The sequence below is a fragment of the Arthrobacter sp. K41 genome (assembly GCF_059089645.1).
In genome coordinates this window covers 564,458-591,253 of the sequence record NZ_JBNHEW010000003.1, presented here as the reverse complement: position 1 = coordinate 591,253, position 26,796 = coordinate 564,458, and the positions used below count along the sequence as shown (strand labels likewise).

Here is a 26,796-nt window from a genome sequence, read left to right as displayed (position 1 = left end):
CCGGAAGGAGTTTCGTAGAGTTGGAGGGCTAACGGTGTCAGCCCCAGCTGGTACTACTTAAGCCCTCACCACTTCGCGCACTCTTCCAAAGGACTCGTGGGCATGCTCCTCACCCTTATTCGGCGGTACTCCAGGCCGTACAAGCCATACATACTGGCCGTCATCGTTTTCCAGCTGGCGTCCACCATCGCGGCGCTGTACCTTCCCAGCCTGAACGCCCAGATCATCGACGAAGGGGTATCCCGCGGGGACACGGACTTCATCTGGCGCACCGGCGGAATTATGCTTTTGGTCGCCTTCCTCCAGGTGGGCACGGCCATTGCCGGCGTCTACTACGGATCCAAAACGGCCATGGCCGTGGGGCGCGACCTTCGGCGCGGTGTGTTCCGCAAAGTCACCAGCTTCTCCGCCAAGGACGTCAACACCTTCGGCGCGCCCACCTTGATCACGCGCGGCACCAACGACGTCCAGCAGGTCCAGATGCTCGTGCTTATGGGGCTGAACTTCATGGTAGCCACTCCCATCATGTGCATCGGTGGCATCATTATGGCCCTGCGTGAGGACATCAACCTGTCCTGGCTGGTCTGGGTCTCGGTACCCGTGCTGGTTGTGGTGGTGGGCTACCTGGTGGTACGCCTCATGCCTCTTTTCCGGGCCATGCAGAAAAAGATTGACCGCATCAACGGAGTCCTGCGTGAACAAATCATCGGCATCCGGGTGGTCCGCGCCTTTGTCCGCGAACCCTACGAAACCGAGCGCTTTGGCGAAGCGAACAAGGACCTGACGGACGTTTCCCTGAAGATCGGGGCCCTGTTTGTCCTGATGTTCCCCGCCATCGGCATGATCCTGCACTTGTCCACCGCCGCTGTGCTGTGGTTCGGCGGCCAGCGGGTGGACACAGGCGAAATGCAGGTGGGGGCACTCACCGCGTTCCTCCAGTACCTGCTGCAGATCCTCGTGGCCGTCATGATGGGCACCTTCATGGCCATGATGATCCCCCGTGCCTCGGTGTGCGCGGACCGCATCGGTGAGGTGCTCGACGTCGAACCCTCCATCCACGATCCCGAGCGGCCCGAGGCACCGGCCGCACTGGCCGGGGTGGTGGAATACCGGAACGTCACCTTCGCGTACCCGGGCGCAGAGTCGCCGGTGCTGAGCAATATCAGCTTCACCGCAAAACCTGGGGAGACCATCGCCATCATTGGTGCCACGGGGGCAGGGAAAACTTCGCTGGTGTCCCTGCTGCCGCGCCTCTACGACACCGTGGAAGGGGAGGTGCTCCTGGACGGAGTTCCGGTCAGCAAACTGGACCGGGCAGAGATCACCAGGCGAGTGGCACTGGTGCCGCAGCGGCCCTACCTGTTCTCGGGCTCCATCGAACACAACCTCCGCTTTGGCAAGACCGAAGCCACGGACCAGGAACTCTGGGACGCGCTCGAGGTGGCACAGGGCGCCGACTTTGTCCGGAACAAGAAAAACGGGCTGAACTCCCGCATTTCCCAGGGCGGAACCAACGTCTCCGGCGGTCAGCGCCAGCGCCTTTGCATCGCCCGCGCGTTGGTTACCAAGCCCCGGGTCTACCTCTTTGATGACTCCTTCTCCGCCCTTGACGTCGCAACTGACGCCCGCCTCCGGGCGGCGCTCAAGCAGACCACCGCCGACGCCACCGTCATCATCGTGGCGCAGCGCATCTCCACCATCACCGAAGCGGACCAAATCCTGGTACTGGACAACGGCCGCATCGTGGACCGCGGCACCCATGGGCAACTCCTGGAAACCTCACCCACCTACCAGGAGATTGTTGAATCCCAGCTAAGCGTGGAGGAAATGGCATGAGCCCCCGCAGGAAAAACTCCGCTGACGTGCACGGCTCAACGGACTCCCCAGACCAGGCTGGGGCGGGCCTGGTTGAAGACGGCGCGGTTGAGGACGAGGAATTCTTCGAAGAGGAATACAAGCCTTCCGAAGCTGACGGCGACATGTTCGGCGGCATGCCTGCCAAGAAGGCCGAACACTTTTGGCCGTCCGCCAAGCGGCTGATGGGACTGCTGAAGCCAGAGGCCGCGGGCATCTACGCCGTGGTCGCGATGGTGGTGGTCGCAGTGGTCCTGAACGTTATTGCCCCCAAGATCCTGGGCCAGGCCATGGACGTGATCTTCGGCGGTGTGGTTGGCAAGCAACTCCCGGCCGGCGCCAGCAGGGAAGAGTTCGTGGCGGGACTGCGCCGGCAGGGGCAGGACAACTTCGCGGACATGATTTCCAAGATGGAGCTGGTACCGGGAAGCGGCATCGACTTCCAGAAACTCTCCTTCCTCATCGCTGCAGTGCTGCTGATGTACTTCGTAGCCAACATCTTCCTGTGGCTGCAGGGCTACGTCCTGAACCGCATCGTCATGAAGGTTATCCGCCGGCTCCGTGACGACACTGAGCAGAAGCTCAACCGGCTGCCCTTGAACTACTTCGACACCCGCCAGCGCGGCGACGTCCTCTCCCGGGTAACAAACGACGTGGACAACATCCAGCAGGCGCTCCAGCAGGCGTTCGCCCAGCTGATCAACTCGCTGCTCACAGTCATCGGCATCGTGATCATGATGTTCATCGTCTCCTGGCAGCTGGCCCTCATTGCCCTCGTGGCACTGCCGCTGTCCGGCGTCGCCGCCGGGATCATCGGCTCACGCAGCCAAAAGCTTTTTGCCGCGCAGTGGAAAAACACCGGTTCCTTGAACGGCCAGATTGAGGAGTCGTTTTCCGGCCATAACCTGGTACGGGTCTTCGGGCGGGACGCCGACATGCTGGAACGGTTCGAGGAACGCAACGAGGCCCTGTACAAGGCCAGCTTCGGGGCCCAGTTCGTGTCCGGCATCATTTTCCCCGTGATGCAGTTCGTCTCCTACCTCAGCTACGTGGGCATTGCCGTGGTGGGCGGACTTCGGGTGGCCTCGGGCTCCATGTCCCTGGGCGACGCGACCGCCTTCATCCAGTACTCCCGCGAGTTCACCCAGCCGCTGGGTCAGATGGCCGGGATGGCCAACATGCTCCAGTCCGGCGTGGCGTCATCCGAGCGTGTATTCGAATTCCTGGACGCCGAAGAACAGGACTTGGAAACGGCCACCGAGCACCTTCCGGCCAAAACGAACGGGCACGTACAGTTCAGGAACGTCACCTTCAGCTACACGGAAGACAAACAGCTAATTGAAGACCTGTCCTTCAACGCTGAGCCGGGCCACACCGTTGCCATCGTTGGTCCCACCGGTGCCGGAAAGACCACCCTGGTCAATCTCGTGATGCGCTTCTATGAGCTCAATTCCGGATCCATCACCCTTGACGGGGTGGACATTACCCGGCTCAGCAGGTCCGAACTGCGTTCCAAGGTGGGCATGGTGCTCCAGGATGCCTGGCTGTTCGGCGGGTCCATCTACGAGAACATCCGCTACGGCAACCTGGACGCCACCGAGGAACAGGTCATGGCCGCGGCCAAGGCTACCTTCGTGGACCGCTTCGTGCGCGCCCTCCCCGAGGGCTATGACACGGTGATCGACGAGGAAGGCAACAACGTCAGCGCCGGCGAGAAGCAGCTCATCACCATCGCCCGTGCCTTCGTTGCCAACCCGTCGCTGCTGATCCTCGACGAAGCCACCAGTTCCGTTGACACCCGCACCGAAGTGCTGGTGCAGAAGGCCATGGCGGCGCTGCGCACCGACCGCACCAGCTTTGTCATTGCCCACCGGCTTTCCACTATTCGCGACGCCGACACCATTTTGGTGATGGAGAACGGCAGGATTGTGGAACAGGGCAACCACAAGGTCCTCCTTGCCGTCCAGGGCGCCTACCACCGGCTGTACATGTCCCAGTTCGCCGGCGCGAACGCGGGCGAACTGCCGGTGGACGATTCGACGGCGGTACACAGTTGAGCGCTCAGGAGGCACTTGCGCGGGAGAACGTGGCGGTGCAGCACGGCGCACAAATACAGGAGGATTCCATGCAGCAGGATGCACGGGTGCAGGACGCCCCGCAAAAGCCGGACAGTGACGGCGGGCGGCGGATCGAGGTTCTGGTTCCCATGCGGTGGGGTGACATGGACGCTTACGGGCATATCAACAACGTCCAGATTGTCCGGATGCTCGAAGAAGCGCGGATTGGTGCTTTCGGGCCGCCGCGGGGAGCAGGACTGCCCGGTATCGAGCCCCATGTCTCCCTCTTCAACGACGTCCCCGACGGCACCATGGCGCTGGTGGTGGACCATAAGATCCGTTACGTCAGAACCTTGGAGTACCGAAACATTCCGGCTGTGGTCCAGGTGTGGATCGGCGCCGTTAAGGGAGCAAGCTTCGATATCCATTACCTGGTCCAGGATCCCGTCACGGGGGAGGAGTGCGTGAAGGCCAGCAGCCACCTGGCCTTCGTTGACGAAACCACAGGGCGGGTCCAGCGCCTCACCCCGGAACAAAAGGAACGGATGGCGCCGTTCACGGCCTGAGCCGATATCACCGAGGTGTGGACGCGCTGCTCCGGAAACGCCCACTGGGGCGGGTGCAGCCATTGCACTGGAGAAGGGTGGCACCGGAAACTGAAAACCCACACCACAGAGGAGAAGACAATGGCCCAGAAAAAGACCTGGAAAGAAATGTCCCCGTCAGCGAAGGCCGGCACCATATTGGTAGGCATCGGGCAGGTGTCCCTCCTGGTTGCGGCGCAGCGGGACATTTCGAAGCGTCCGGCCGCGATGATCAACGGTCCGAAGGCTGCCTGGCGTGCGGCATCCTTCATCAACTTCATTGGGCCCGTGGGCTACTTCACCTTCGGCCGGAAGAAGCCCGGAGCGGTGTCGTAGCGGTGTGAAGCCGCGGAGGCGCGGGCGGCTCTGAGCACTGGTTCAGCTTCACCCTGTAAATTTGAATCCATGACCCCCGCCTCCACTGCTGCCATGACCCGCGCCCTCGGCATCTCCAAGGAGATCGAGGACGCGGCGTGGTTCGTGCTTGGTCCCGGGCTCCTCGGCAAACCATCAGCACTTGATGGCCGCACCATGACCTGGACGTCCGAGGCCGCGGCGGAACTCCTGGAAAGGCTGGAACGGGGCACGCCGGATCCGAAGGCGCCCATGATGACGAACCTCCGGCAGAACCTCGACGGCGCGTCCCGGCAAGCAAAGCAGCTGGCCGTCGAACTGTTGTTCCTGCAGTCCCTGCCGCTGGCCCATGAGGTGAAGTCCCTCAAGGTCAAGCGCGCCCGCGTGGCCGAGGCCGCCTCCTGGCTCGAACCCCCGCTTGACCTGCCCGATGAGCTGTATGAGGGCCTGACGGACCATGGTGTCATCCGTGACCGGACGGCTGAGTTCAACTGGACAATCTGGGACCACCTGAAATGGCTGTGCCGTTTTGTGCAGCAGGTGGACCAGCAGCCTACCGCTGACATTGCCGCAGCACTGCAGGACCCGTTGCAGTTCCACCGCCTCGCCGCAGCCACGCCCGGCGACCAGCCGGCCATCCGCCGCAGCATCGAGTTCCTCACCTGGCCCAGCTACTTCGAGCCCGTCGTCGCGGATGTGGAACGCCAGGAGATCCGCGACGCCTTCGCCTCGCTGGTGGGCGGCGCGAAGGGCGACGCCGAGGAGGACGTCACCGCGGACATCCATCGCATCCGCCTGCACCTGGATGAGCAGGCCGGCCAGCGCATCGACTGGCACGCCCGCCAGCTCGTCAGCCAGTGGCGCAAAGTGGGCGACCCGGGCCGGCGGGCGTGGCTGCTGCGCACGCACAGCGACAACACCGAGCTGCTCACAGCCTGGCAGGGCGAGGAGAAGGTGACGCTCGACGTCGAGCATCTCCGCCTGCTGGATCCCGGCGTCACAGCGGGCCTGGTCCAGCACGCAGTGGACGAGGACTACAAGCACCTCGGCTACGTGGAGCGCGAGGACACCAAAACGGCGGTCTTTGCGTTCCTGACGGTCATGAAGCCCGGGGACTTGGTGCTGTACCAGCACTCGGGCGCCGTACGGCTCGGCGTGGTGCTGGGCGAGCCCGAACACAACGCGGACAACCGGCGGTTGCGCCGGAAGGTCCGCTGGTTCGATGAAGGCCACACCACTACGAGCCTTCCCCGCCACGTCCAGCGGCAGCTGGCCACACCCGGAATCGTCGTCGACCTGACCCGCGTGGTGCAGGCCCTGCAGGCCCTGTTGCCGGCCGAAGCGGAAACAGAGCCCGACGGCGATGCTGAAGCGGCCGCCGTCGTACCTCCCGTCCAGGAGGGCTTCCGTGCGCTGACCCGCGAGTTCGCAGACGCCCTGCACATGGAGCTGGAGCCGCTCCAGGAAATTGCCGAGCTGCTGGAGGAGAACCGCCAGCTGGTCCTGTATGGTCCGCCGGGCACCGGCAAGACCTACCTGGCCAAGCACCTTGCCGCAGAGCTGGCGGACGACACCACCGACGAGCGGGTCAAACTCGTGCAGTTCCACCCGTCGTACGCCTACGAGGATTTTTTCGAGGGCTACCGGCCGGACAAAACCGACGAGGGCCAGGTCTCCTTCAAACTGGTGGCCGGCCCGCTCCGCCGGCTGGCTGAAGAAGCAGCCAAGCCGGGCAACGAAAAGAAACCGTACTTCCTCATCATCGACGAGATGAACCGTGCCAACCTGGCCAAGGTTTTCGGCGAACTGTACTTCCTGCTGGAGTACCGCGATGATCGGATTTACCTGCAGTACAGCCCTAACGAGCCGTTCACGCTGCCGGACAACCTTTACATCATCGGCACCATGAACACCGCGGACCGGTCCATCGCCATGATGGATGCCGCCATCCGCCGCCGCTTCGCGTTCATCGAGCTGCACCCGCAGACGGAACCGGTGAAGGGGTCCCTGCTCCGGTTCCTCGAGGCGCGCAGGTTGGACACCACCCCGGCGTTGCTGCTGGATGCCCTGAACAGCGCCATCGACGAGTGGGACCGGGACCTGATGATCGGCCCGTCGTACTTCATGAAGTCCGCCGCCCACACTCCTTCCGGGCTGCGGCGCATCTGGAAGTACGAGCTGATGCCCCTGCTTGAGGAGCACTATCACGGCCAGCTGACCCGGGCGCAGCTGGAGGAACGCTTCGGACTGGACCGGTTGCTGGAACGCCTTGCGGGCCGCTGATCCCGGCTCGTCCGTCCGGCATCTGGTGCTGGACGAACTGTCCCGTGGAATGGTGGAACGGCTGGACACGGCCAGCGCCGCTTTCCTGAACTCCAGCGGTCTGGCCAAGGCGTCTCCGATGGGCCTCGGACTGTACCGCATCGAGCCGGTGGGCAAGGTGGGCTCGGTGCGGACTCCCACGGTGCAACTCGATGTCCGGCCCAAGGACCGGCTGGGGCTCAGCCGGCTCCTGTTCCTGCTCAGCTACGCCGGCGAACAGGGTTTCCGTCCGGATACCGTTGCGGCGCTGGAAGACAGCGAGCTGTGGAGCGCGCTCGCGGAGTCGCTGGCCCAGCTCGCCGAACGGGCACTGGGCCGCGGCGTCCTGCAGGGCTACCGGACCGTGGACGAGTCCCTCCGCACGGTGAAGGGCCGCATCCGGATCTCTGACCAGATCTCCCGGCGGCCGGGGATGCTGGTGCCGCTGGAGGTGTCCTATGACGAGTTCAGCGAGGACATCGCCGAGAACCGCATCCTCCGCGCCGCATTGGAGCGGATGGGCCAGGTGCCGCGGGTCCGGCCGGAGGTGTTGAGCCGGCTGCGCCAGCTCAAGGGAAGGCTCGACGCCGTAACCCGCCTTCCAGCGGGCGCCCCGCTCCCGCCGTGGACGGCCAGCCGGATGAACCTGCGCTACCACGCCGTCCTCCGCCTGGCAGAGCTGATCCTTCGCAACGCCTCGGCCGAAGCCGGCCAGGGCCAACAGCAGACGGCGTCGTTTGTAGTGGACATGGCACAGGTCTTCGAGGACTTCGTGGGCACGGCGCTGCGTGAGGCCCTGTCGCCCTACCCGGGGGAGCTGCGGCTGAAATACAACGCGCTCCTGAGCGAGGCGGTCCGGGACTCCGACCGGCTCTCCGTGCAGCCGGACGCCGTTCACCTCCTGGGCGGGCGTCCCGTAGTGGTCTTCAACACGAAGTACAAAGCTGCCTCCGACCTCGGCGCCTCCCTCACGGCCGACCATTACCAGATGCTGGCCCACTGCACCGCTCTGGCGGTCCCCACTGCATGGCTGGTGTACGCAGGAGCCGGCGAGGTTAAGCTGCGCCGCATCCTCAACACCGACATCGACATCGTGGAGTTCCCGCTGGACCTGTCCAGGCCGCCGTCGGAAATCCTCGCCTCCATCTCGGAACTGGCCCGGCAGTCCTGGGGCGAGGTGGTCCGGCAGGCGTCCGCGCGCTAGCCGGGCAGCGCCCGGAGGGCACCCGGGCCCTGCCTGCGGGGTTAGGGTCCGGGTGGGGACTACACCGGCACCCGGAACGTAAACGTGGTTCCCTTGCCCAGGTCGCTTTCCACTTCGATGGTCCCGCCGTGGGCCTCCACGATGGCTTTGCTGATCGGCAGGCCCAAGCCGACGCCAGGGATGGCTGTCCTGCGGACGCTGCTGGTGCGGAAGAACTTTGCGAAGACCTCGGAGGCGTCCTCGGGGCTCATGCCCATTCCGGTATCGCTGACCCGGCAGGCCAGGTGGCCGTCCTCCTGTGCCAGCGTGACCAGCACATTGCCGCCATCGGGGGAGTACTTGATGGCGTTGGACACCAGGTTGTCCAAGACCTGGGAAATCCGTGCCCCGTCCACGTGTGCCTCCAACCGCTCCGGTGTATCAGCAGCCAGAACCACACCGGAGGCCGCCGCTTTCGGCATGGCGGAGGAGACGCTGCTGCGAACAAGATCAGCCACGTCAACAGTGTGCGGGGAGACGATCAGCTGTCCGTTGCGGCTGGACAGCAGATCCGATACCAGCGTGAGCAGCCGCTCCGAATTCCTCCGGATAATTTCCAGCATGTCCCGCTGGGATTCCTCCGGCTCATCGCTCAATAGAATTTCCACATACCCAAGGATTGATGTCAGTGGCGTGCGGAACTCATGCGAGACGCTGGAGACAAAGTCGTCCTTGGCCGCCAGCGCGTTGACCAGGTCCGTGACGTCGCTGAAGGCGATCACGGAGCCGGAGAATTTCCCGTCGGCGTCCTTCATTGCCCGGGCGGTGGTCACGAAGGCACGTTGCTCATTGCCTGAGCCAAGCCAGACAAGGTAATCGGTGAACGTTTCTCCCAGCACGGCACGGCGGACAGGGCGTTCCTGCACTGGAACCAGCGTTTTGCGGTCCGGTCCGTAAACGAGCAATTGGGACTCGTCCGGGTCCGCTATGTCCTTGGGCCGCGCCAGTTCGTGGTTTACCCGCTGCTTCCGGTTCATCAGCACGTCATGCCCGTCGGCGTCCACCGCCAGGACGCCCAGGTGGACGGTGTCCAAGACCGTATTCAACAGCGCTTCCTGGCGCTGGCTCGTCTGCAGGTTCGCCTGCAGCTGGGCGTCCTTATCCTCCAGCTGCCGCTGTTGCCGCATCATGCTGTGGGTCAGGACACTGACGGACACGCCGATGCCCAGCATAATCACGGGCAGGAGCAGGGCGCGGGTGAATTCCTGGGCTGTGGAGGCACCCTTAAGCAACAAGGGCACCCAGATGATGGCAAGCGGTCCCAAAAAGGAGAGCCACAGTGCAGCCCGCGGGTAATATCCGGAGGCACATAGCCAAATGACCGGGAACACCGAAAGCAAACCCAGGGTGGTCAGGCTTTCCTGCCCGCCCTCCCGGGCAAAACCGATGGAAATGAAGTCCAGCAGTGGAACGATGAGGAAGCTTGTATAGGGCAACCGCTCCCAAGGGGTGAAGTAGCAGATGCCCATGATGGCAAGCTGTGAAATGACGAAGACGGCAAACAGGGGATTTTCAAGCGTGCCGGGAAAGAACGCCCACACCAGGAACACGGTGAAGAGAGTCGTCACAAAGAGTGGCATCTGGCTCAGCGCTACCCGTTGCGTCAGCCGGAGCTCGTGAAAGGGCCGCCGAAAGAACCTTATCCGGCCGGACGACCACGCTACGGGCTTAGTCATGGCGTGGAAACTTGCGGGACAAGGTGTGTAAGGCCATATCAGCAGGATATCCGCAGCCAGCTATACTTCAGACGTTGGCTGCTGAGGGGACGCTATGAGTGATGCACGTGTCGGACTGGTTATTGAGGATGACCACGACATTCGGGAACTGGTTCGCACAGTGTTGACCCAGGCAGGCTTTGACGTGACCGTAGCGAGCAGCGGCGCCGAGGGCGTCCTGACGGCCAAAACACTCAACCCGGATGTCATCACCCTGGACCTCGGGCTGCCGGACATTGATGGTTTTGAGGTCTCCCGGCAAATCCGTGAATTCTCCGATGCCTATATCGTGATGCTGACGGCCCGCACTGAAGAGCTGGATACCCTCATCGGGCTGGAATCCGGCGCGGACGATTACCTCACCAAACCGTTCCGGCCCAGGGAGCTGCGCGCCCGCATCGCTGCGATGATGCGCCGTCCCCGTTCCGTCCCGGAGTCGTCAGACGCAACAGATGCCGAGGCATCAGCGGACGCCCTGGCGCACCCCGAACGTGGGAACTACAGCCATAACGGGCTGGAGTTGAGTTATGCATCCCGCACGGTGACCGTGGACGGCACCGAGATGAACCTGACCCGCACTGAGTTCGAGCTACTGCACGCACTGCTGGAAGCAGGCAGGACTGTACGGACCAAATCGGACCTGGTGCGTCGGCTGCGGGACGAGGACTACGACGTCGGGGGTTACATCAGCGAAGCGGACGAACGGTCCGTCGAGGTGCATATGGGGAACTTGCGCAAGAAACTGGGGGATTCGCCGCAGAAGCCGCGCTGGCTCCAGACGGTTCGCGGTGTGGGCTACAGGCTGGCTCCGGGCGAACACTGAGTCTGCAGTCTGTCCATCGTTTGCCCGCTGCACCGGCTGATTGGTCGAAGGAACGTTTTAGCAAGCCTGGGCAGGACGACGGCGGCGTCATCGTCAAGCCCTTCAGTCCGGATTTCGCCCTCCAGGGCTGCCGCCAGGCCTGCGAGCCGCTCGGCGCCCACCATTTGGCTGGATGTCTTCAGGCTCAGCACAGCGTCGACCGAACCGTCCAGGTCGCCAGCGGTCAGGGCGAGCCTCAGGCGGCCGATGCGATGGGGTAGGTAGTTGATGAAGTTGCCAACAAAAACCCGGCAGTAGCCCTCGTCCTCCCCGAGATCCTCACGGAGCCGGTCCAGGACTGTATGGTCCACCAATGGCCAGCCGGAGTCGTCGGACGGGGTCATCGCTGTCCTTTCGGCTGTGGTCTTCCACTCCGGAAACCGGTGGATTACGTGGGGCATTGGCTCCTTCTCAGATTAGGGCTGCTTCGCCTGCTCACGACGGGTCCGCGTGAGAATTGTGGCTTTCTTGATGAGGCTGTAAGTACAGCCCTGTGCCCGACCTTGCTGCTCCGCACTTCGTTATGGGCGTCACATGGTCCCGCCTGCAGCAGGAGCCCCATGTGCGTCATCAACAGCGCGTCCTGGCCCGGTTTACCGTTTTGTGCGGCCCCCTTGGGTCGCCGCAGTTAGCTGGCCGCTGCTCCGGACCCTTTCGTGCTGCAGTCCTCCAAGCGGGACAACGAAGTCATCCTTCCGGGCCGATATCAAGAGCTACCGGGGTAAAGGCAAAAGATCGCCTCAAGAATGCTCCCTGTTCAGGCCCGGGCCGGAGGGCGAGGGTGCGGCGCCGAGAAACTGCACCAGCTGAGCTTCCAGTGCCGAGCCGTCCTTGAGCTCACATTCCCAAACGGTGAGCACCTCCCAGCCGGCGTCCTCCAGCAGGCGGCGCTGGCCCGCGTCGCGCTCCTTGGTGCGTGAACGCTTGGCTGCCCAGAACTCGGCGTTCGCTTTGGGCGCGTGCAGGCCCACCCGGCAGTTGTGGAAATGCCAAAAGCAGCCGTTGACGAAGATGACTTTGCGGCGGCCCGCCAAGACAAGGTCAGGATTGCCCGGCAGGCGGGTTCCGCCCGTGCGTCCGTGCAGGCGGTATCGGTATCCCTTTGCGTGGAGGAGGCGGCGGACCAGCAGCTCGGGCTTGGTGTTTTTGCCGCGGATCCGGGACATGTTCCAGCTGCGCTGCTCCGGGCTCAGCTTGTCCGCCATGCTTCCAGTCTAGGTTCCTAGAAACCGCGCTCCGGCTGGTCCCCGAGCTGGAAATGGCGCCCGGTCACCGATGTGGGTTCGATTTCGACGTAGAAGTCCTTGAGCGTGGGCAATCACGACTTCAGCCCCAGCTCCTCCACGGAAGCGAGTTCGGCCGAGTTGCTCAGGACCCGGGCTTTGCCCCGAAGGACCACGGACCACGCCTCGTCCGAGAGGATGCCGTCGGCCTCGAAAAGCACTGCTGAGTTTATGATCAGCTGGGCGAGCTCGTTGCCAGGAGCAGTCCGCAGGTACAGCTTGCCGTTGGAGCTCACGTAGTTGACGGGAAAAATGTCAGGTTCTCCGGCCACTGAGACCACTAACCGTCCGTGCTTGGTCTTTTCGAGCAGACGCCAGGACTGCTCGTCGTTGAGTTCGAGGACGGGATTTCCATCTGGGTGTTCAAACAGCATGGCGCCATTCTTCTGTGTCCCTTGGGAAAGTTCCAGGGGCTCGACGCGTTCATTCGTCATGACCAGCTTGAGTCAACGCCGCGGAGGACTGCTTACGAGTCGGCTTCTTCTACAACGTTCTCCGAGACAAGTGGGTGGTGAATCGAGGGGCCTGCACCTGTGGATAAGTCTTATCGCTGAAATGTGAGGTGGGCTACCCTTAGATCACTGTCCGGAGTATGCCGTCTTGAAACTACGGGGGGATTAGCGGCCCATGACATCGCATAACGTATCCGCATCCAGGTTGAAGCGTCTTGGCGGTGTCGCCACAGTTCTCGCCGGAGGGTTGGTGCTTGCTGGGTGCGCGGGCGGAGCGCCTGCAGATCCCGGCGCCGTATCCCCGACTGCTGCACAGTCAGCCTCCTCCAGCTCTTCGGCCACTCCGACGGCGACGCCAAGCGCCGCCTACAAACCCGCCGACGCATCCGGCCCAGCCCAAAACGTCCCCGTCCCCGTGCTGCCCCAAGTGGCAAAAACGGAGACGAAGGAAGGTGCGGAGGCCTTCGCAAAGTACTGGTTCAGTGTGTTGAGTTACGCGTATGAAACCGGAGACACGGAGTCCCTGTCGTCTGTATCGGGCCCTAACTGCACATTCTGCCAAGGACTAGTGAATAACATTGAGTCCGCTTGGGCTGAAGGAAAGTGGATATCTGGGGGCCAAATTGAGGTCCCTGCTGCTACCGCAAAAGTGCTACCGGGTGAGCCTACATATGTGACCCTTCAGGTCCTACAGAAAGAGCTATTAATTCATAACTCGGACGGAAGCCTCTATCAAGAACCAACGGCAGCTACGAACGCCGGAAGTCAGGCGACCGCTACCTTTGGAGCGTCGGGCTGGATATTCAGTGATCTAGGACTGATTCGGTAGCAATGCGTACTGGATGTAGGGGGTTCCTGAGCCTCACTTTGTCGTTGCTATTGCTGGTGTCCTCCTCTGCTCCGGTCCATGCCCTAGACAATTCACAGCCGAAGCCGCCCCGCATCGGGGCCGGTTTTGTTGACACTGGGCTCGGAGCGGTAGCAGACCAGTGGACAATCGATCCTGCTACAGGTGAAGTCGTCCCGACGGCCGGGGGCTCCGTAAATACCGACCCCAACGAATACAAGTACGAGCTCCAATGCCACCTTGGCGGGGGTGATTTCGATACTCCGTGCCTCGCCCGGCAGATTGAATGCAACGATGGCCCGGAGGGCGAGGAGGGCATTCCCGTCATCTGGCTATCAAGGCCCCGCGGGGTTCCCGGCGCTGTCTGGGCCCACCACTCGGGCCCGACCTGCCTTTACGATGCTCAGCCGGAAGACCTGCTGCCGCGAATTGCCGCGGACATTCAGCGGCAGTTCGAAAGCCTGCCCGTGAACGCCGGAACGGTCGTTGCCCAACCCAGCCCCCACACGCTAAGGGGTGCCGAAACAAACTTCTATGCCGAAGCAGTTGAACAGCAGTTCGACGTCACGATGTTCGGCCAGCAGGTGCACATCGTGGCCACTCCGGTCCAGTACACCTGGAACTACGGCGACGGCACTGTCTTCGGTCCGCAACCGTCAATGGGAGGCCCGCTGCCGCAGGACCGGTGGGGCGAAAAGACGAGGACGAGCCACGCTTACGGAACTACTGGGGACTTCCAAATCGTGCTGACCACCACCTTCCAGGGAACTTACTCGGTAAACGCAGGCCCTCCGCTGCCCATCCCCGGTCAAGGCCAATTCAGTGCACCACCTCAAACCATCAGCGTCTGGCGGTCACTGACTCGGAACTATGCCGACGACTGCAACGTGAACCCGCAAGGGCAGGGCTGCCCGGGCGTCGGGGCACCGCGCTGATCTCCTGCCGTTGCCGGACGGGCGCGCCGACGGGTGCGATACACACATCCGTCGGCGTCAGCTCCCTACCTGCGGTAGGTCGGGACCGCGCGGCAAGGGTGTGATCCGCACCGCATCCGGAATAGTTGCAGGTGCCTCCCAGTTGCGCCAGACAGTACGTCGAATACTTCGAAAGGACGCGCATGCTGTTTTCCCCTCTGGCCCTTGGCGAACTTGAGCTCCCGAACCGACTGGTGATGGCGCCCCTGACCCGGCTCCGCGCCGGAGAGGATGGTGTTCCCGGACCCCTCATCGCGGAGCATTATCGCCAGCGCGCTTCGCTTGGCCTGATTGTCAGCGAAGGAACCTACCCCAGCCAGGCAGGCCGTTCCTACCCCGGCCAGCCCGGCATCGTCACTGAGGAACAGGTAGCCGGTTGGAAGAAGGTCACCGACGCGGTCCACGCCGAAGGCGGCCGGATGTTCGCCCAGGTTATGCATGGCGGCCGGGTCTCGCACCCCGACATCACAGGCGGCAACACCATCGTCGCCCCCAGTGCAGTAGCCATTGAGGGCGACGTTCGCACCCCCTCGGGCAAACAGCCCTACCCCGTGCCGCACGCACTCACCACGGACGAACTGCCTTTGGTGTTTCAGGAATTCGTGGCCGCCTCGCTGAACGCCATAGAGGCAGGGTTCGACGGCGTGGAGCTGCACTCGGCCAACGGCTACCTCCTTCATGAGTTCCTGGCACCGAACTCCAACATCCGCACGGACAGCTACGGTGGTTCCCCGGAGAACCGGGCTCGTTTCGTCATTGAGGCGGTCAACGCGGTTGTGGCAGCAGTGGGAGCCAACCGGGTGGGTATCCGTATCTCGCCGGAGCACAACGTCCAGGGCATTGCGGAGGTTGACGCCGCAGATGTCCGGGCAACCTATGAGGTGCTGGTGGACAGCATCGCCCCGCTGAACCTCGCCTACCTCAGCATCCTGCACCACGAACCGGCCGGCGAACTGGTCCAGGACCTCCGCGCCCGCTTCGGCGGCACCTTCCTGGTCAACACCGGCTTCAGCGTCGTCACCACCCGGGAGGAAGCGGCTGCGCTGGTGGCGGACGGCCACGCTGACGCGGTGGTGGTGGGCCGTCCCGCCATCGCCAACCCCGACCTGGCACGGCGGTGGAACGAGAGCCTGCCGCTGAACGAGCCCGACCCCTCCACCTTCTACGCCGAAGGCGCCAAAGGCTACACAGACTACCCGGCCTACGCCGGCTAATTGCCCTTCAACGCAATTACGCGATAACAACGACGGCGGCACCCGGCCTGGGTGCCGCCGTCGTTTGCTGTCCGGTGTGCTGTCCCGGCAGCGGGCGCCGAACGCCATCCGACGGCCTTCGGCTACTGAAGTTGGCCCACCGGGCTCCACAGGGGTCCCGGCGGTGATCGAATGCTACTCCAGCAAATGGAGTTTTACTAGGGGCGGGTCCAGCGACAGCAGGAAGTGCTAAAGAAGCGCCTCCCGGCCGGTTCCTTCTGTCATCACGAGCTTGCCGTCCTCGATGGACACCAGCACGCTTTTGGGCTTTCCACTGACCTTCGTGATCGCCTTTAGGCCCTTGTTCGTCACTTCAACTCCGACGTGCGCGCCCTTTGCCGGCAGCTCCACGGACACCTCAGACGCGATGCCGAGTATCGGATTTGTGGAAACGTCCAAGTCCCGCCGCGCCTGCTTGCCGTTCACCGTCACGGTGATGTTCGCTTCCTCGAACCCCTCCTGAAACACAATAAGCAGTTCCCGCATGATGCCCTCTTCCTCGAGCGATGGGTGCCTTGTGACGGTATTCCAACTACAGCACTTTGCGGGCGGCAGCGGAATAGCCAGCTCCCAGGCGGCGGCGTTCAGCGCCAGTGGAGCGGGCCAAGCGCTTAGGGCAAGATGTTCTGGTGACCCAACTGCCGCATGCTCCTTCCCCTACACCGTCCGCACCCAGCAAAAGGGAGGACGGAATCTATAGCCAGATAGCAGCCGAACTGGGTGTCAAAGCCTGGCAGGTGAAAGCAGCGGTGGAGCTGCTCGACGGCGGCTCCACCGTCCCCTTTATTGCCCGGTACCGCAAGGAAGCCACCGGCACGCTGGACGACACGCAGCTTCGCGACCTCGATGAGCGCCTGCGCTACCTCCGCGAGCTGGAGGACCGCCGTCGTACGGTGCTCGACGCCGTTGCATTGCAAGGCCAACTCACCCCCGAGCTGCAGAAAGCGATCCTCGCTGCTGATACCAAGTCCCGGCTCGAGGACATCTACCTGCCCTTTAAATCCAAGCGGCGGACCAAAGCACAGATCGCCCGTGAAGCCGGCCTGGAGCCGCTGGCCGACGCGCTGCTGAAACGGCCGGAGCTTCACCCGGACCGTGAGGCCGCCAAGTACCTCAACCCTGAGCACGCCGTTGGTGATGCAACTGCCGCGCTCGCCGGTGCGAGGGCCATTCTCGTGGAGCGGGTTGCGCAGGATCCCGACCTCGCCGCAACCCTGCGCGAGCGTCTTTGGACACAGGGCCGCATGGTGTCCCGCGTGAAGAAGGGGAAGGAGACCGAGGGGCAGAAGTTCGCTGACTACTTCGAGTTCGCGCAGGCCCCGGCGGGTATGCCGTCGCACCGGGTATTGGCTTTGCTGCGCGGCGAGAAGGACGGCGTCCTTGAGCTCGATCTCGCCGAAGCAGACCCCACAGACGACGCCGCCCTTGCCGCCGCGCGTTCCCGGTACGAGTCAGCGGTGGCCAGGTGCCTTGGGGTCGCCGACCGCGGACGTCCCGCTGACAGCTGGCTAATGGAAACGGCGCAGTTGGCGTGGCGGTCGCGCGTGCTCGCGCGGTTGACGGCCGATCTTCGGGGCAAGATGTTCGCCGCCGCAGAGGACGAGGCCGTCCGCGTTTTCGCCGCCAACCTTCGGGACGTGCTGCTGGCAGCACCTGCCGGGAACCGGGCGACGCTGGGACTGGACCCTGGGCTTCGGACCGGCGTCAAGGTAGCAGTGGTGGACGGCACCGGCAAGGTTGTGGCAACGGACACGGTCTACCCGCACGCGCCGGCCAGGAAGTGGGACGAGGCGCTGGCAACGCTGGTACGGCTGGCACGGCAGCACACCGTCGAACTGGTGGCCATTGGCAACGGAACCGCGTCACGGGAAACGGATAAGCTCGCCGCTGAACTGATAAAGCGTCTGCCGGACGTGGAGCGCAAGCCGCAGAAGCTTGTGGTTTCTGAAGCCGGGGCATCCGTCTACTCGGCTTCAGCCCTCGCCGCGGCCGAATTGCCGGGGATGGATGTGTCTCTCCGCGGGGCAGTGTCCATTGCCCGCAGGCTGCAGGACCCCCTTGCCGAACTGGTAAAGATTGATCCGAAGTCCATCGGCGTTGGCCAGTATCAGCACGACGTGACGGCATCGAAGCTGGACCGCAGTCTGGACGCAGTCGTGGAGGACTGCGTCAACGCCGTTGGGGTCGACGTCAACACTGCTTCGCCCGCGCTGCTTAGCCGGGTTGCCGGCGTCGGGCCGCTGCTGAGTGAAAACATCGTGGCGTACCGCAACGAGCACGGGCCCTTCACAAAGCGGGCCGAACTGAAGAAAGTGCCGCGGCTCGGAGCCAAAGCGTTCGAGCAGTGCGCCGGCTTCCTCCGGATCACCGGGGGAGCGGAGCCGCTGGACGCGTCCAGCGTGCACCCGGAGTCCTATGCGGTGGCCCGGAAGATCCTGGTTGCCGCCGGTTCTGCTCCCGCATCATCGCTGGACCCACGGGAGTTTGTTGACGATACCGTTGGGCTTCCCACGGTGCAGGACATCCTGGTGGAGCTGGACAAACCGGGGCGGGACCCGCGTCCCGCCTTCGCAGCTGCCGCCTACTCGGTGGGGATCGAGAAGATTTCCGACCTCAAGCCGGGGATGGTTCTGGAAGGGACCGTGACAAACGTTGCAGCGTTCGGGGCATTTGTGGATGTGGGCGTCCATCAGGACGGACTGGTCCACGTCTCGGCGCTGGCGAACCGTTTTGTGTCAGACCCGCGTGAGGTGGTGAAGTCCGGGCAGGTGGTCCGGGTGAAAGTGCTTGAGGCAGACCCCGATCGTAAGCGCATCTCCTTGACGTTGCGGCTTGAGGATGAACCTACTTCGGGTGCCGCTGGTTCCGGTGCCACGGCTGCCGGAAAGCCTGGCGGCCGGCCGCAGAACCAGGAGCGCGGGGGGAAAGGCCAGAATGGCCGGCGCGGCGGCAGCCCCGGTGCCGGACAGGGCTCCGCCAGGGGGTCGGAACGCGGGGCGGGCCAGGAGCAGGGACGAAAGGGTGGCAAGCAGGCACGCAGCGCCCCGGCGGCTGGCCGCGGTTCTGCTTCCCAGGCGGCCCCTGTAGATACCGCGATGGCTGAAGCGCTGCGCAGGGCGGGGCTCGGCAAGTAGCCGGACTGGAGGCTGGCGATTGCGTGTCCAGGTGGGGGTGCGGCAGCTGCGCCTTAGGCCAGTGACAGCACGAACGCGAGGATGAATCCTGCGGCCGTGCTCAGGGCGACGGCCGGGCCGCCGTGTTCGTATGCTTCGGGCATTAGGGTGTCCGCAAGCGATGCGATCACGGCGCCGGCGGCAAAAGCCAGGGGGATGGAGATGGCTTTCGGGTCTGTTCCGGACAGCGGTCCCGCACCCACTACGACGGCGATCACCAGCAGGGCCGCACATGCCAGCCAGAGTCCGAGGATGCTTCCGGTTGACCGGCCTTGGCTGCGCATGGATGCCGAACCTACCAGTGCTTCCGGGAAATTTGAGACAAAGATGGCCGCGAGGAGTGCTAAACCGCCGGTTCCTTCACCAAGCGCGATTCCGAGGGCAACGTTCTCCGGCACACCGTCAAGGGTTACTGCTGCCAACAGCGCCAGGCCTGCTGCTCCACGCGTTGATGCAGCTGTGGGCGCCTTATCGCTGGCAGCTGCATCGGTGTCCAGCTTGGCGCTGCCCTGGAGCTCGTCTGCAGGAGTGGCCTGTTTGTCGTCGCCTGCTTGGGCCCATCGGTCCAACAGTGCACTGAGGACCGTGAACACTACTGCCCCGCCCATTAGACCGACGGCCGCGCGGACGATCCCGCCGTGTTCGTAGGCGTCCTCGAACAGTTCGAAAGCGAGTGCTGTAATCAGGGCACCTGCGGCGAAGGCGAGCAACATGGCCAAGAGGCGCTTGGGAAGTTCGAAGCGGACACCGATGAAAGCACCCAGGACCAAAGCACTGGATGCTATGACGCCGAACCACAGCGACATCATCATGCCGCAAGTATAGGAGCAGGCCCTTGACGTGGGAATACTTAACCGGCCCGCGATGCGGTGGGCGCACTTTCCGTGATGAGGGGGTTTCTGCAAAGGTGGGTTCATGACATATTTCCTGGAGTACACGATTCCTGCCGCCGACGACGCCGAGTTTGAGTTCCCGCACCATGAGATCAACTCCGGTACCACCATTCCGCTGACTCAGACCAGTGCAGATGTTGTGCACACTCCGGAGCTGCCAGCGCGAACCGGCATCATCGGGGCTACTGTTCCCGAGGCTAAGCTGGAGGCGGAGCAGTTGATCACCCACAGCCGTGCAACTGAGGCATCCTTGTACTTCGACCCGTCCAACTCCCTGAACGCCGGGGTTGGGAACCTCGTGGCAAGGTTCAGTAAAGGCCGCGGCTGGCAGGACGTTTAGCGAACCTTCGGGGTCAGTTATCGGCCCACGAACCGGGGCCGGCCGAATTGGGTCCGGACCCCGGGCGAGTACAGTACGGAATCCGGCGGGCCAGCCACTTCCATCCCTGCGGCTCCAAGCAAACCATCTTCTAGTTCGAGCACGTCTGCAACGTACAGGGGCCACGGTTCGTGGGTGTTCGGGATATAGACCGTACGGCCCCTGAAAGTGCTGTGCAGCCCGAAGCGCGCAGTCAGATGAATGGACAGTGGATCGTCCGCAGGCTTCCCAAGATTCGGCGCAGCACGGAAAATGCTGCTGGCGCCCTGCCTGAACCTGTGGACTGAGTAGCTGGTAACAGGGGCCAAAGCCGACGGCGGCGTGTAACCGGTGCGCGACCAAACATAGGGTATGCCGGCCGCCCGAGCGGCCAGGACCACGGGCAGCCGGTTTGCGTCCAGGCTCAGAAAAACCACACCACGCGTGCCGTCGGACTCCCTGGAGTAGAGGCGGACATTGACCTCAGTGAAACTTCCCAAGTGCGGGATGTCTGGTCCCCGTCCTATGCCCGCCTCCTTCATGCGGAAGCCGATAAGGCCGGCCCAGGAGGTTCCGTCGAAGGTATCCGGCTGAACGCCCCGGGGCATAAAACGGGCTGCAACGGGTTCCGGAATGCGCCAGTGCAGGAAAACGGCATCTATCCATCGCTGATCCATGATGACAGGAAGAGGCAGTTCCTCCGGCAGCGGCCACCGTAGCGCCCTGTTTAGGTGTTGGTTCATCGCCCGCTCCTGCCAGTGCTCGAGTACCCCTGGAAAGCCGGCCGACGCCGTGAAGGTGGTTCGGGGGAATCAGCCTTAGCACAGGCGGACGTCATGCTGTGAAGCCTAATGGAGGTGATCAAAAGGAAGCAGTGCCTTCCCGCAACCGAGATACCGGCTTACGGCGTGCGCCTACGGGCGGCAGTTCGGTCCTTGCAGCCGCTCGGGCTCCCCGGGGACGAGGCTGTTTACGCAGCATGCCCAGTTGGGGCCCACCTTCATTTCCGCGCGGTGGTGGTTGTTTCGGTGGTGGCTTGGGGTGGTGGGGGTGGTTTGAAGTAGTGGTTTTGTTGGGGTTTTTGGTGGGGGTCGAGGTGTTTTGGGGGTGTGTACCAGGGGGTGCCGTTGATGGTGGTGATGGTCCATTGTTCTTTGTGGATCAGGTGGTGGTGGCTGCTGCAGAGGAGGGCGCCGTTGTTGATGGTGGTGGTTCCGCCGTGGGACCAGTAGGTGATGTGGTGGGCTTCGCACCAGGGTGCGGGGATGGTGCAGTGGGGGAAGGTGCAGCCTTGGTCGCGGGCGGTGAGGGCGAGGCGTTGGGTGGGGGTGAAGAGCCGGGTTTTGCGGCCGAGGTCGAGGATTTCGCCGTGGGTGCCCAGGAGTGCGGGGATGATGTCGGCGTCGCAGGCGATTTTGCGGAGGGTGGCGGCGGCGACGGGCCCGGTGAACACAAAGTTCCCCGTGCCGGGGGGTGTGCCGGTGCCGGTGCCGAGGGGCGTGCCGGTGCCGGGGCCGGTGCTGGTCCTTGTGCTGAGAGCGGTGGCGGTGGTGGTGTTCTTGTCGGTGCCGGGGTGTGTGCCGGTGGTGGGTGTTGGGTGGGTGGCTTTGTGGTGGGGGAGGAGGTCTTGGTAGTTGATGGTGGCGATGATTTGGGGGCTGTTTCCGCCGGTGCTGGGCAGGGTGTTGGTGGCCAGGGCGATTTTGGCGGCGCCGACGAGACCGTCGAGTTGTTTTTGTGGCCTGGTGCGGCGGTCCAGTTCCACGTCCACGCCGCGGTCCCGCCAGTGATCCGTGCCCGTGCCCGTGCTGGGCCCTAGTTCAGCTGCAGTGCCGGTGCCGGGTTTAGTTCCGGTGTTGGTGCGTGGGTTGGTGGCGGTGTTCATGACGGTGAGGAGGTGTTCGTATTGGTCGGTGGTGGCGTAGATGTCGAGGTGGTGCAGGCCGTGGCGGGGTTTGCGGATGAACGCGCCCTGGGTGTGGCGGAGGGCTTCTTGGCTGGGTTCGGTGCCGTCGGCGTCGATGGTCTCGGCCCAGCGGCGGGCGACGCGGGTGAGGAAGTCGGGGTCGGCGGCCGCGGCGGTGGTGGTGAGGTTTTCCTCGATCAGCGCCAGGTACTCCCCGGTGGTGAGGTGTTGGAGCCGGTTCAGGGTCAGGCTGATGATGGTCCCGGCCCGGGAAGACACGGCCGGGCCGGCACCAGAGCCGGTGCCGGCGGCGGGGGTGAGGGCGGCGGTGCCGGGGGTTGGGGTGAGGGCGGTGGTGAGGTGTTCGCGTGGGGCCGGGAGGGTCTGGCCGGTGAGGGTGGTGGCGGGCAGGATGTCCGCGGCGAGGGCGAGCCGGCGGTGGGCTTCGCTTTTGCCGATCCGGAGCCGTTGGCGGAGGAACTCGGCGGTGGTGGCGCACCCGTCATCGGCCGGTGAGGTGACCATAGGGGCAGTAGGTGTACCGGTTGCTGTTGGAGCTGCCGGCCAGGCGGTGTCTGTTTCGGTCAGGGTTTCCACGGCGTTGTCCCAGCCGGTGACCCAGCCTTTGCCTGTCCGGGCCCGGCAGGTCCGGGCGGTGTCGGCGGCGGTAATGGCCTGTGTTCAGGTGCGGTCCACGGTCCCTGCGGCGAGGACCTGCAGGTACTCCACGGTCCGGGAGAGGTCTTCCACGTGCCCGGCGAAATCAGCGGCTTTAACGTAGTCAGCCCCGGCCAGCACACCCGGTGCGGCTGCAGCGGCCGCCGTCAGAAGCCGGCCACACTCGGCCAAACCCAGCGGCGCAACAGACCGCGCACCGGATGCCAAGGCCGAGGCGGCGATTAGAGCCTGCTCGTGTTCACCCCGCGCGGCTTCACCCAACTCAGATTCATCCGGTGCAGCTTCGTCCGCGTCAGATTCATCAGGTTTGGGTTCAAACGGCTCGGGTTTATGGGGTGCGGGAATGCCGGGAACGACGCGAAGGCGACCGGCCAGACCTGGGCGGGAGCCGCCGTCATACGCCTCCAGGCCACCGGCGGAACTGCTGCCAGCCCGCGCCAGCACAGCGGCAGAACCGCCGAACTCCGCAAGCTGTTCCCCAATGGCTTCCATAGGACAACTCTGCCAAACACCCCTGACAAAACAGCTCCCCAAAAGCAGCTATGTGGAAAACCTAGGCTTCACGGCATCCAACAGGATCAACGCGCAGGAGCGTTCGCGGAATCAGGGGCACGTGGTTCCTTCTGCCACGGCCACCGACCCGTAATCTCCAGCTCCAGCGAGAAGCTCAGGAAGGTCCGGATCAGCACAATGATGGCCAGGACTCCCACGCTCTCGAACGTCGGTGTGACAGCAACGGTGCGGATGATGTCGGCCGCAACCAGGAGTTCTAGCCCCAACAGGATGGACCTGCCCAGCAGTTGCCGGTAAAGGCGGTAGGTGCTGAGGCGTTCAGCTCCCGCTGGGAGGCTGCGGGGCTGGTGTCCGCGGAGTGCCAAGGGAATGGAAACCAGTGCCCCGATGACCATCACGGCCACCCCGGCAAAGTCGACAAATTCTCCGACCGTCTCGATGATGTGCCGAAAGTCCACAGTTCCTGCCTCACTCGCGTCGGGTCAAAGTTGCTGGCGTTCGAGTGCCAGCCTAAGCGCTGGCAGGCGGGAGCAAGCCCACTCTAGGGGTGGCGGACCCCATTCCCGGCAAGGATGTCCCGGTAGCCTTCCCGGAACGACGGGAAGTTGAACTCAAAACCAGTGCTGCGCAGGAGCCCATTGCGGCAGCGCTTGTTGCCGCCCCGCGCCGGTCCGGCGTCTCCAACTCGGGGCTCGGCCAAGCCCATCTCGGCGGCCAGGAAGCGGAGCACGCTGCCGAGGTCAGCGGGTTCGTCGTCCACGCCGACATAAACCGGCGCGGGGACAGTAGGCATGGTGATGAGATGGACTATCGCCGCAGCGGCATCGTCCCGATGGATGCGGTTTGTATATCGGACATCTTCCGGGACGATGGCTGAACCGCTGCGAACCTGGTCGATCAGCCGGGTCCTGCCGGGTCCATAGATGCCGCCAAGCCGGAGTGCCGACGTCTTCGTTCGAGTCCCCGCAAAGCTGGCATGCAGGAGGTCCTCGGCCTCCAAAAGGACGCGGCCGGAGAACCCGCCGGGGACAGCGGCCGTCCCTTCGTCAACCCAGCCGCCGCCGGCGTCGCCATAAACAGCGGTGGAGGAAACGAAGAGCACCCTTTCGGGGGTGACGCCGTCGCGCTCCAATGCGTTCAGGACGTGGGCGAGTCCCTGCACATACGCGGCCCGGTAGGCCTCCTCCGTTGGTGCGTCTGCGGCTACAGCTATCACGACGGCGGTGGTGTCCTTCGGGACTGGCGGAAGGTTGGGCGCGCTGAGGTCCGCCGCCGCGCTTTCGATCTCGGCCGGCAGCTTGCCGGGGGAGCGGCGCCAGCCCACCACGCGGTGGCCCTGGGCAGCGAGCCGCAGCCCCGCCTCCGTTCCGAGATCACCACAGCCAGCAAGGAGGATAGTCATGGCTGACAGTCTGCCAGTTCATTGTCCTGGTCCGAATTCGTGCTTGGGGAGTCCGTGAAGTCAGGGGTCCGGGAGGGTAGACATTATCGCTGGAGTCGGAACAGCGGGACCCTGCGGCTGGGGCGTAAGCTGCGACAGCACGTTGAGGAGCACGCCGAGGATGAAGATCATCAATGCCAATCGGAAAAGCACCCCAAGACATCCCGGTTTCTTCCTGAGCCCGGGCCTGGGCACAGTCGTAACGGGCGGGCGAACAATGTGCGGATCATGGTCCGGGTGGCGGGCAGTACGCCACTGAGCCAGGGATGCGGCTGGACCGGAAGAATGCGCGAAGTCCGGCGAGCCTGTTGGTACGTGTGCGGTGGTCACCAGCGTAGGACTCGTTGTCCCGGCAAGCAGGTTGGTGAGGTGGTGGTGGATAACACCGATGGTGTTCGAGTCCAGCACGGGCGGGAGGGCCGCTACAGCGTCCTTCATGGTGTCGATGCCCTGGACTCGTGCGCCGCTGGCCGTTGACCCCTGCACAACGGGCTGCCCCACCATGCACACCCATGCCTGGACGTAGCGGCGGTGTTGTGGCTCAAGAAGGGCCGCGACGGCGGCGCCCTGCTGCAGTACGCCGGCAACTTCACGCTCCCGGGAGTAGCCGTTCTGCCGGAGAACGCCGTTGCGAAGTTGTACGTCCCCTGACCAGTTCTTTGCGTCAATGACGATGACCCCACCTGGCCCTATCAGAACGTGATCCAGGTTGGCTTTGGGCCGGCCCGGCCAGTGAACATCGTGAAGAGCCGCCCAGCCCTGTGACTGAAGCGTCTCGAGGAAGGCGGCGACCCGGGCTTCCCCGGCCGCCCCTGCTGCCCATGCCCGTTCGGACCGTTCGGCATAATCCAGCTGCCGCCGAAGCTTTGCTGCCCGTTCCGCCGCTATTCGCGCCTGCTCGGCAGCGCCGTCACCTGCACCCATACCTTGCCCCCAAGCTGATGGTGTGCGTCACGCGCACATGGGCATAACTGTATGCGATCAGCGCGACATGGTGGCCTACGGTGCCTCCACCGGGAAGAACACGCGAGGGTCCTGCAGCAGTGCGGGGTAGGCGAACGCGGACCGGTCGATGATCTCGGTGACCGTAAAGTTCCTGCCGAACCTGCCGTCCTTGAGTGTGATGGGCCTGCCCACAACCTGTCCCACCGCAAACTTCGTGCCGTGCTCGAACGGGACGGCCACGGGGGTCTTTCCCGGAAGCGTGGAGAAAGCCTCCTCCTGGGCCAGCCGCTTGCGCGTAGGTTTCTTCACCAGCTGCTTCGGCGGGGCCTTGCGTGGCTGCCTTGAGGGGCGGCGGGACCCGTCCTCGATATAGACCGGCGTGTAGTCATCATCCGGGTCAGCAGGCACGGCATCGGTAAAACCATGAACCGGCGGCAGCGCCACCGTGTCCAGGGCCTGGGGATCCACATCTTGGTGCGGTGAGCGAAGGATCCACAGGATGTCGCCCTCAGGTTCATGCGGCAGTATCTCGTGCCTGGGCTCCGGCCAGACGTAAGCCATCTCCGGTACTGCGTCCGGGAATACGGAACTGTAGATTTTCGGCGCTTTATGCACCAGTTTCGAGCGGTGGCTAAGGTGGACGTCCGGGTCCCCCAGCCACGGCGGCATCGGAATCTTGGCTACGTAGTCCGGGTGGGCGGCCTGCGGCGCGAATTCAGCGATGTTCGCTCGGGTGTTGTCCGGGTGCCCGCGCTCGATCCACTCGTCCACCATCGCCAGCCCATACATGGTCAGGGCAGGCACATATCCCATCCACATCCGGATCGCCGGGTGGGTCTGCCAGCCGTAACCGGGAATCACCAGTGCTCGGAGCGTCTGCAGTGCCTCGACGCGCTGTTTGCCGAGCCGGGCAGTGTCCAAGGCGGCGGCGCTCTGCCGGAAATCGGGGTACGGAAGGAAGGTTTGCATCCCTTCAGTCTGACGGCCGCCGGCGGATGTGCCAATTGCAGTGCCCGGCACCACAGGCGCGGCATCAAATTGTTCACATCGTGGACCTATGCATACTCAAGGTAGCCGGACCCACTAAGATCACCGCAACCACCCCCGCGT

At 64.0% G+C, this 26,796-nt stretch carries 22 protein-coding genes and 2 pseudogenes; 12 read left to right on the top strand and 12 right to left on the bottom strand.

All coding sequences use genetic code 11. The annotated features are described in order from the left end of the window. The first annotated feature begins 102 nt into the window (after positions 1 to 102). The 6 genes from AC5RTE_RS10275 to AC5RTE_RS10250 all read left to right on the top strand — a co-directional run bounded on the left by AC5RTE_RS10275 (position 103) and on the right by AC5RTE_RS10250 (position 8,354). On the top strand, positions 103 to 1,836 hold the full coding sequence (locus AC5RTE_RS10275; protein WP_494041273.1) for an ABC transporter ATP-binding protein: 1,734 nt from the start codon (positions 103 to 105) through the stop codon (positions 1,834 to 1,836). Then, positions 1,833 to 3,911, top strand: a complete 2,079-nt coding sequence (locus AC5RTE_RS10270) for an ABC transporter ATP-binding protein (protein ID WP_494041272.1) — start codon at positions 1,833 to 1,835, stop codon at positions 3,909 to 3,911. The genes AC5RTE_RS10275 and AC5RTE_RS10270 overlap by 4 nt, the downstream gene beginning before the upstream one ends. Before the next feature lie 149 nt (positions 3,912 to 4,060). Beyond that, positions 4,061 to 4,477, top strand: a complete 417-nt coding sequence (locus AC5RTE_RS10265) for an acyl-CoA thioesterase (protein ID WP_494041350.1) — start codon at positions 4,061 to 4,063, stop codon at positions 4,475 to 4,477. Positions 4,478 to 4,597: 120 nt separating this feature from the next. Next, positions 4,598 to 4,831: a PLDc N-terminal domain-containing protein gene (locus tag AC5RTE_RS10260; RefSeq protein WP_494041271.1), complete on the top strand. Its 234-nt coding sequence runs from the start codon at positions 4,598 to 4,600 to the stop codon at positions 4,829 to 4,831. Positions 4,832 to 4,900: 69 nt separating this feature from the next. Then, entirely contained in the window at positions 4,901 to 7,132 is a 2,232-nt protein-coding gene (locus tag AC5RTE_RS10255; RefSeq protein ID WP_494041270.1) for an McrB family protein, read from the top strand. Beyond that, the gene (locus AC5RTE_RS10250; protein ID WP_494041269.1) at positions 7,119 to 8,354 is read left to right on the top strand and encodes a 5-methylcytosine restriction system specificity protein McrC; all 1,236 of its coding nucleotides are present in this window, start codon (positions 7,119 to 7,121) and stop codon (positions 8,352 to 8,354) included. Before AC5RTE_RS10255 ends, AC5RTE_RS10250 begins: the two co-directional genes overlap by 14 nt. A 59-nt stretch (positions 8,355 to 8,413) precedes the next feature. Here AC5RTE_RS10250 and AC5RTE_RS10245 read toward each other — a convergent pair whose 3' ends face one another. After that, positions 8,414 to 10,069 carry a sensor histidine kinase gene (locus AC5RTE_RS10245; RefSeq protein WP_494041268.1) on the bottom strand — a complete coding sequence of 552 codons (1,656 nt, stop codon included), beginning with the start codon at positions 10,067 to 10,069 and terminating at the stop codon, positions 8,414 to 8,416. Between the two features lie 94 nt (positions 10,070 to 10,163). Between AC5RTE_RS10245 and AC5RTE_RS10240 the strand changes: the two genes are divergently transcribed. Then, positions 10,164 to 10,931, top strand: coding sequence for a response regulator transcription factor (locus AC5RTE_RS10240; protein WP_494041267.1), 768 nt, complete (start codon positions 10,164 to 10,166; stop codon positions 10,929 to 10,931). Here AC5RTE_RS10240 and AC5RTE_RS10235 read toward each other — a convergent pair. From AC5RTE_RS10235 to AC5RTE_RS10225, 3 genes and pseudogenes are all read right to left on the bottom strand, one after another. After that, a complete protein-coding gene (locus AC5RTE_RS10235) occupies positions 10,904 to 11,314 on the bottom strand; it encodes an Hpt domain-containing protein (protein WP_494041349.1) in 411 nt (136 codons plus the stop codon). The genes AC5RTE_RS10240 and AC5RTE_RS10235 overlap by 28 nt on opposite strands. Before the next feature lie 396 nt (positions 11,315 to 11,710). Further along, complete coding sequence (locus AC5RTE_RS10230) at positions 11,711 to 12,175, bottom strand: very short patch repair endonuclease (RefSeq protein WP_494041266.1); 465 nt, start codon at positions 12,173 to 12,175, stop codon at positions 11,711 to 11,713. Between the two features lie 17 nt (positions 12,176 to 12,192). Beyond that, positions 12,193 to 12,627, bottom strand: a pseudogene (locus tag AC5RTE_RS10225) (pyridoxamine 5'-phosphate oxidase family protein). Positions 12,628 to 12,880: 253 nt separating this feature from the next. On the opposite strand from AC5RTE_RS10225, the gene AC5RTE_RS10220 reads away from it, so the two are divergent. The 3 genes from AC5RTE_RS10220 to AC5RTE_RS10210 all read left to right on the top strand — a co-directional run bounded on the left by AC5RTE_RS10220 (position 12,881) and on the right by AC5RTE_RS10210 (position 15,740). After that, a complete protein-coding gene (locus AC5RTE_RS10220) occupies positions 12,881 to 13,534 on the top strand; it encodes a DUF6318 family protein (RefSeq protein ID WP_494041265.1) in 654 nt (217 codons plus the stop codon). Positions 13,535 to 13,590: 56 nt separating this feature from the next. Next, positions 13,591 to 14,487, top strand: a complete 897-nt coding sequence (locus tag AC5RTE_RS10215) for a hypothetical protein (protein ID WP_494041264.1) — start codon at positions 13,591 to 13,593, stop codon at positions 14,485 to 14,487. 182 nt (positions 14,488 to 14,669) lie between these two features. After that, a complete protein-coding gene (locus AC5RTE_RS10210) occupies positions 14,670 to 15,740 on the top strand; it encodes an alkene reductase (RefSeq protein ID WP_494041263.1) in 1,071 nt (356 codons plus the stop codon). A 228-nt stretch (positions 15,741 to 15,968) separates the two neighbouring features. Here AC5RTE_RS10210 and AC5RTE_RS10205 read toward each other — a convergent pair whose 3' ends face one another. After that, complete coding sequence (locus AC5RTE_RS10205; protein ID WP_494041262.1) at positions 15,969 to 16,265, bottom strand: hypothetical protein; 297 nt, start codon at positions 16,263 to 16,265, stop codon at positions 15,969 to 15,971. 143 nt (positions 16,266 to 16,408) lie between these two features. On the opposite strand from AC5RTE_RS10205, the gene AC5RTE_RS10200 reads away from it, so the two are divergent. After that, on the top strand, positions 16,409 to 18,913 hold the full coding sequence (locus tag AC5RTE_RS10200) for a Tex family protein (protein ID WP_494041261.1): 2,505 nt from the start codon (positions 16,409 to 16,411) through the stop codon (positions 18,911 to 18,913). Between the two features lie 53 nt (positions 18,914 to 18,966). On the opposite strand, the gene AC5RTE_RS10195 is transcribed toward AC5RTE_RS10200, so the two are convergent. Further along, positions 18,967 to 19,764: a ZIP family metal transporter gene (locus AC5RTE_RS10195; RefSeq protein ID WP_494041260.1), complete on the bottom strand. Its 798-nt coding sequence runs from the start codon at positions 19,762 to 19,764 to the stop codon at positions 18,967 to 18,969. A 103-nt stretch (positions 19,765 to 19,867) separates the two neighbouring features. On the opposite strand from AC5RTE_RS10195, the gene AC5RTE_RS10190 reads away from it, so the two are divergent. After that, complete coding sequence (locus AC5RTE_RS10190) at positions 19,868 to 20,185, top strand: hypothetical protein (RefSeq protein WP_494041259.1); 318 nt, start codon at positions 19,868 to 19,870, stop codon at positions 20,183 to 20,185. A 17-nt stretch (positions 20,186 to 20,202) separates the two neighbouring features. On the opposite strand, the gene AC5RTE_RS10185 is transcribed toward AC5RTE_RS10190, so the two are convergent. The 6 genes and pseudogenes from AC5RTE_RS10185 to AC5RTE_RS10160 all read right to left on the bottom strand — a co-directional run bounded on the left by AC5RTE_RS10185 (position 20,203) and on the right by AC5RTE_RS10160 (position 26,655). After that, the gene (locus tag AC5RTE_RS10185; protein ID WP_494041258.1) at positions 20,203 to 20,946 is read right to left on the bottom strand and encodes a YqjF family protein; all 744 of its coding nucleotides are present in this window, start codon (positions 20,944 to 20,946) and stop codon (positions 20,203 to 20,205) included. A gap of 257 nt (positions 20,947 to 21,203) precedes the next feature. Beyond that, positions 21,204 to 23,279: pseudogene (locus tag AC5RTE_RS10180) on the bottom strand (HNH endonuclease signature motif containing protein). 86 nt (positions 23,280 to 23,365) lie between these two features. Next, positions 23,366 to 23,758 carry a DUF1622 domain-containing protein gene (locus tag AC5RTE_RS10175; RefSeq protein WP_494041257.1) on the bottom strand — a complete coding sequence of 131 codons (393 nt, stop codon included), beginning with the start codon at positions 23,756 to 23,758 and terminating at the stop codon, positions 23,366 to 23,368. Positions 23,759 to 23,841: 83 nt separating this feature from the next. Continuing rightward, entirely contained in the window at positions 23,842 to 24,702 is an 861-nt protein-coding gene (locus tag AC5RTE_RS10170; protein WP_494041256.1) for an SDR family oxidoreductase, read from the bottom strand. A 60-nt stretch (positions 24,703 to 24,762) separates the two neighbouring features. Beyond that, on the bottom strand, positions 24,763 to 25,665 hold the full coding sequence (locus AC5RTE_RS10165) for a nuclease-related domain-containing protein (protein ID WP_494041255.1): 903 nt from the start codon (positions 25,663 to 25,665) through the stop codon (positions 24,763 to 24,765). A gap of 75 nt (positions 25,666 to 25,740) precedes the next feature. Continuing rightward, positions 25,741 to 26,655 (bottom strand): MSMEG_6728 family protein, encoded by a 915-nt coding sequence (locus tag AC5RTE_RS10160; protein WP_494041254.1) that lies wholly within the window; start codon positions 26,653 to 26,655, stop codon positions 25,741 to 25,743. Between the last annotated feature and the right edge of the window lie 141 nt (positions 26,656 to 26,796).

Excerpts from the sequence above, each read along its gene's own strand:
- AC5RTE_RS10275 (WP_494041273.1), top strand. The coding sequence starts at position 103 with ATGCTCCTCACCCTTATTCGGCGGTACTCCAGGCCGTACAAGCCATAC.
- AC5RTE_RS10270 (WP_494041272.1), top strand. The coding sequence starts at position 1,833 with ATGAGCCCCCGCAGGAAAAACTCCGCTGACGTGCACGGCTCAACGGAC.
- AC5RTE_RS10265 (WP_494041350.1), top strand. The coding sequence starts at position 4,061 with ATGCGGTGGGGTGACATGGACGCTTACGGGCATATCAACAACGTCCAG.
- AC5RTE_RS10260 (WP_494041271.1), top strand. The coding sequence starts at position 4,598 with ATGGCCCAGAAAAAGACCTGGAAAGAAATGTCCCCGTCAGCGAAGGCC.
- AC5RTE_RS10255 (WP_494041270.1), top strand. The coding sequence starts at position 4,901 with ATGACCCCCGCCTCCACTGCTGCCATGACCCGCGCCCTCGGCATCTCC.
- AC5RTE_RS10245 (WP_494041268.1), bottom strand. The coding sequence starts at position 10,069 with ATGACTAAGCCCGTAGCGTGGTCGTCCGGCCGGATAAGGTTCTTTCGG.
- AC5RTE_RS10240 (WP_494041267.1), top strand. The coding sequence starts at position 10,164 with ATGAGTGATGCACGTGTCGGACTGGTTATTGAGGATGACCACGACATT.
- AC5RTE_RS10235 (WP_494041349.1), bottom strand. The coding sequence starts at position 11,314 with ATGACCCCGTCCGACGACTCCGGCTGGCCATTGGTGGACCATACAGTC.
- AC5RTE_RS10230 (WP_494041266.1), bottom strand. The coding sequence starts at position 12,175 with ATGGCGGACAAGCTGAGCCCGGAGCAGCGCAGCTGGAACATGTCCCGG.
- AC5RTE_RS10220 (WP_494041265.1), top strand. The coding sequence starts at position 12,881 with ATGACATCGCATAACGTATCCGCATCCAGGTTGAAGCGTCTTGGCGGT.
- AC5RTE_RS10210 (WP_494041263.1), top strand. The coding sequence starts at position 14,670 with ATGCTGTTTTCCCCTCTGGCCCTTGGCGAACTTGAGCTCCCGAACCGA.
- AC5RTE_RS10205 (WP_494041262.1), bottom strand. The coding sequence starts at position 16,265 with ATGCGGGAACTGCTTATTGTGTTTCAGGAGGGGTTCGAGGAAGCGAAC.
- AC5RTE_RS10195 (WP_494041260.1), bottom strand. The coding sequence starts at position 19,764 with ATGATGATGTCGCTGTGGTTCGGCGTCATAGCATCCAGTGCTTTGGTC.
- AC5RTE_RS10190 (WP_494041259.1), top strand. The coding sequence starts at position 19,868 with ATGACATATTTCCTGGAGTACACGATTCCTGCCGCCGACGACGCCGAG.
- AC5RTE_RS10185 (WP_494041258.1), bottom strand. The coding sequence starts at position 20,946 with ATGAACCAACACCTAAACAGGGCGCTACGGTGGCCGCTGCCGGAGGAA.
- AC5RTE_RS10170 (WP_494041256.1), bottom strand. The coding sequence starts at position 24,702 with ATGACTATCCTCCTTGCTGGCTGTGGTGATCTCGGAACGGAGGCGGGG.
- AC5RTE_RS10165 (WP_494041255.1), bottom strand. The coding sequence starts at position 25,665 with ATGGGTGCAGGTGACGGCGCTGCCGAGCAGGCGCGAATAGCGGCGGAA.
- AC5RTE_RS10160 (WP_494041254.1), bottom strand. The coding sequence starts at position 26,655 with ATGCAAACCTTCCTTCCGTACCCCGATTTCCGGCAGAGCGCCGCCGCC.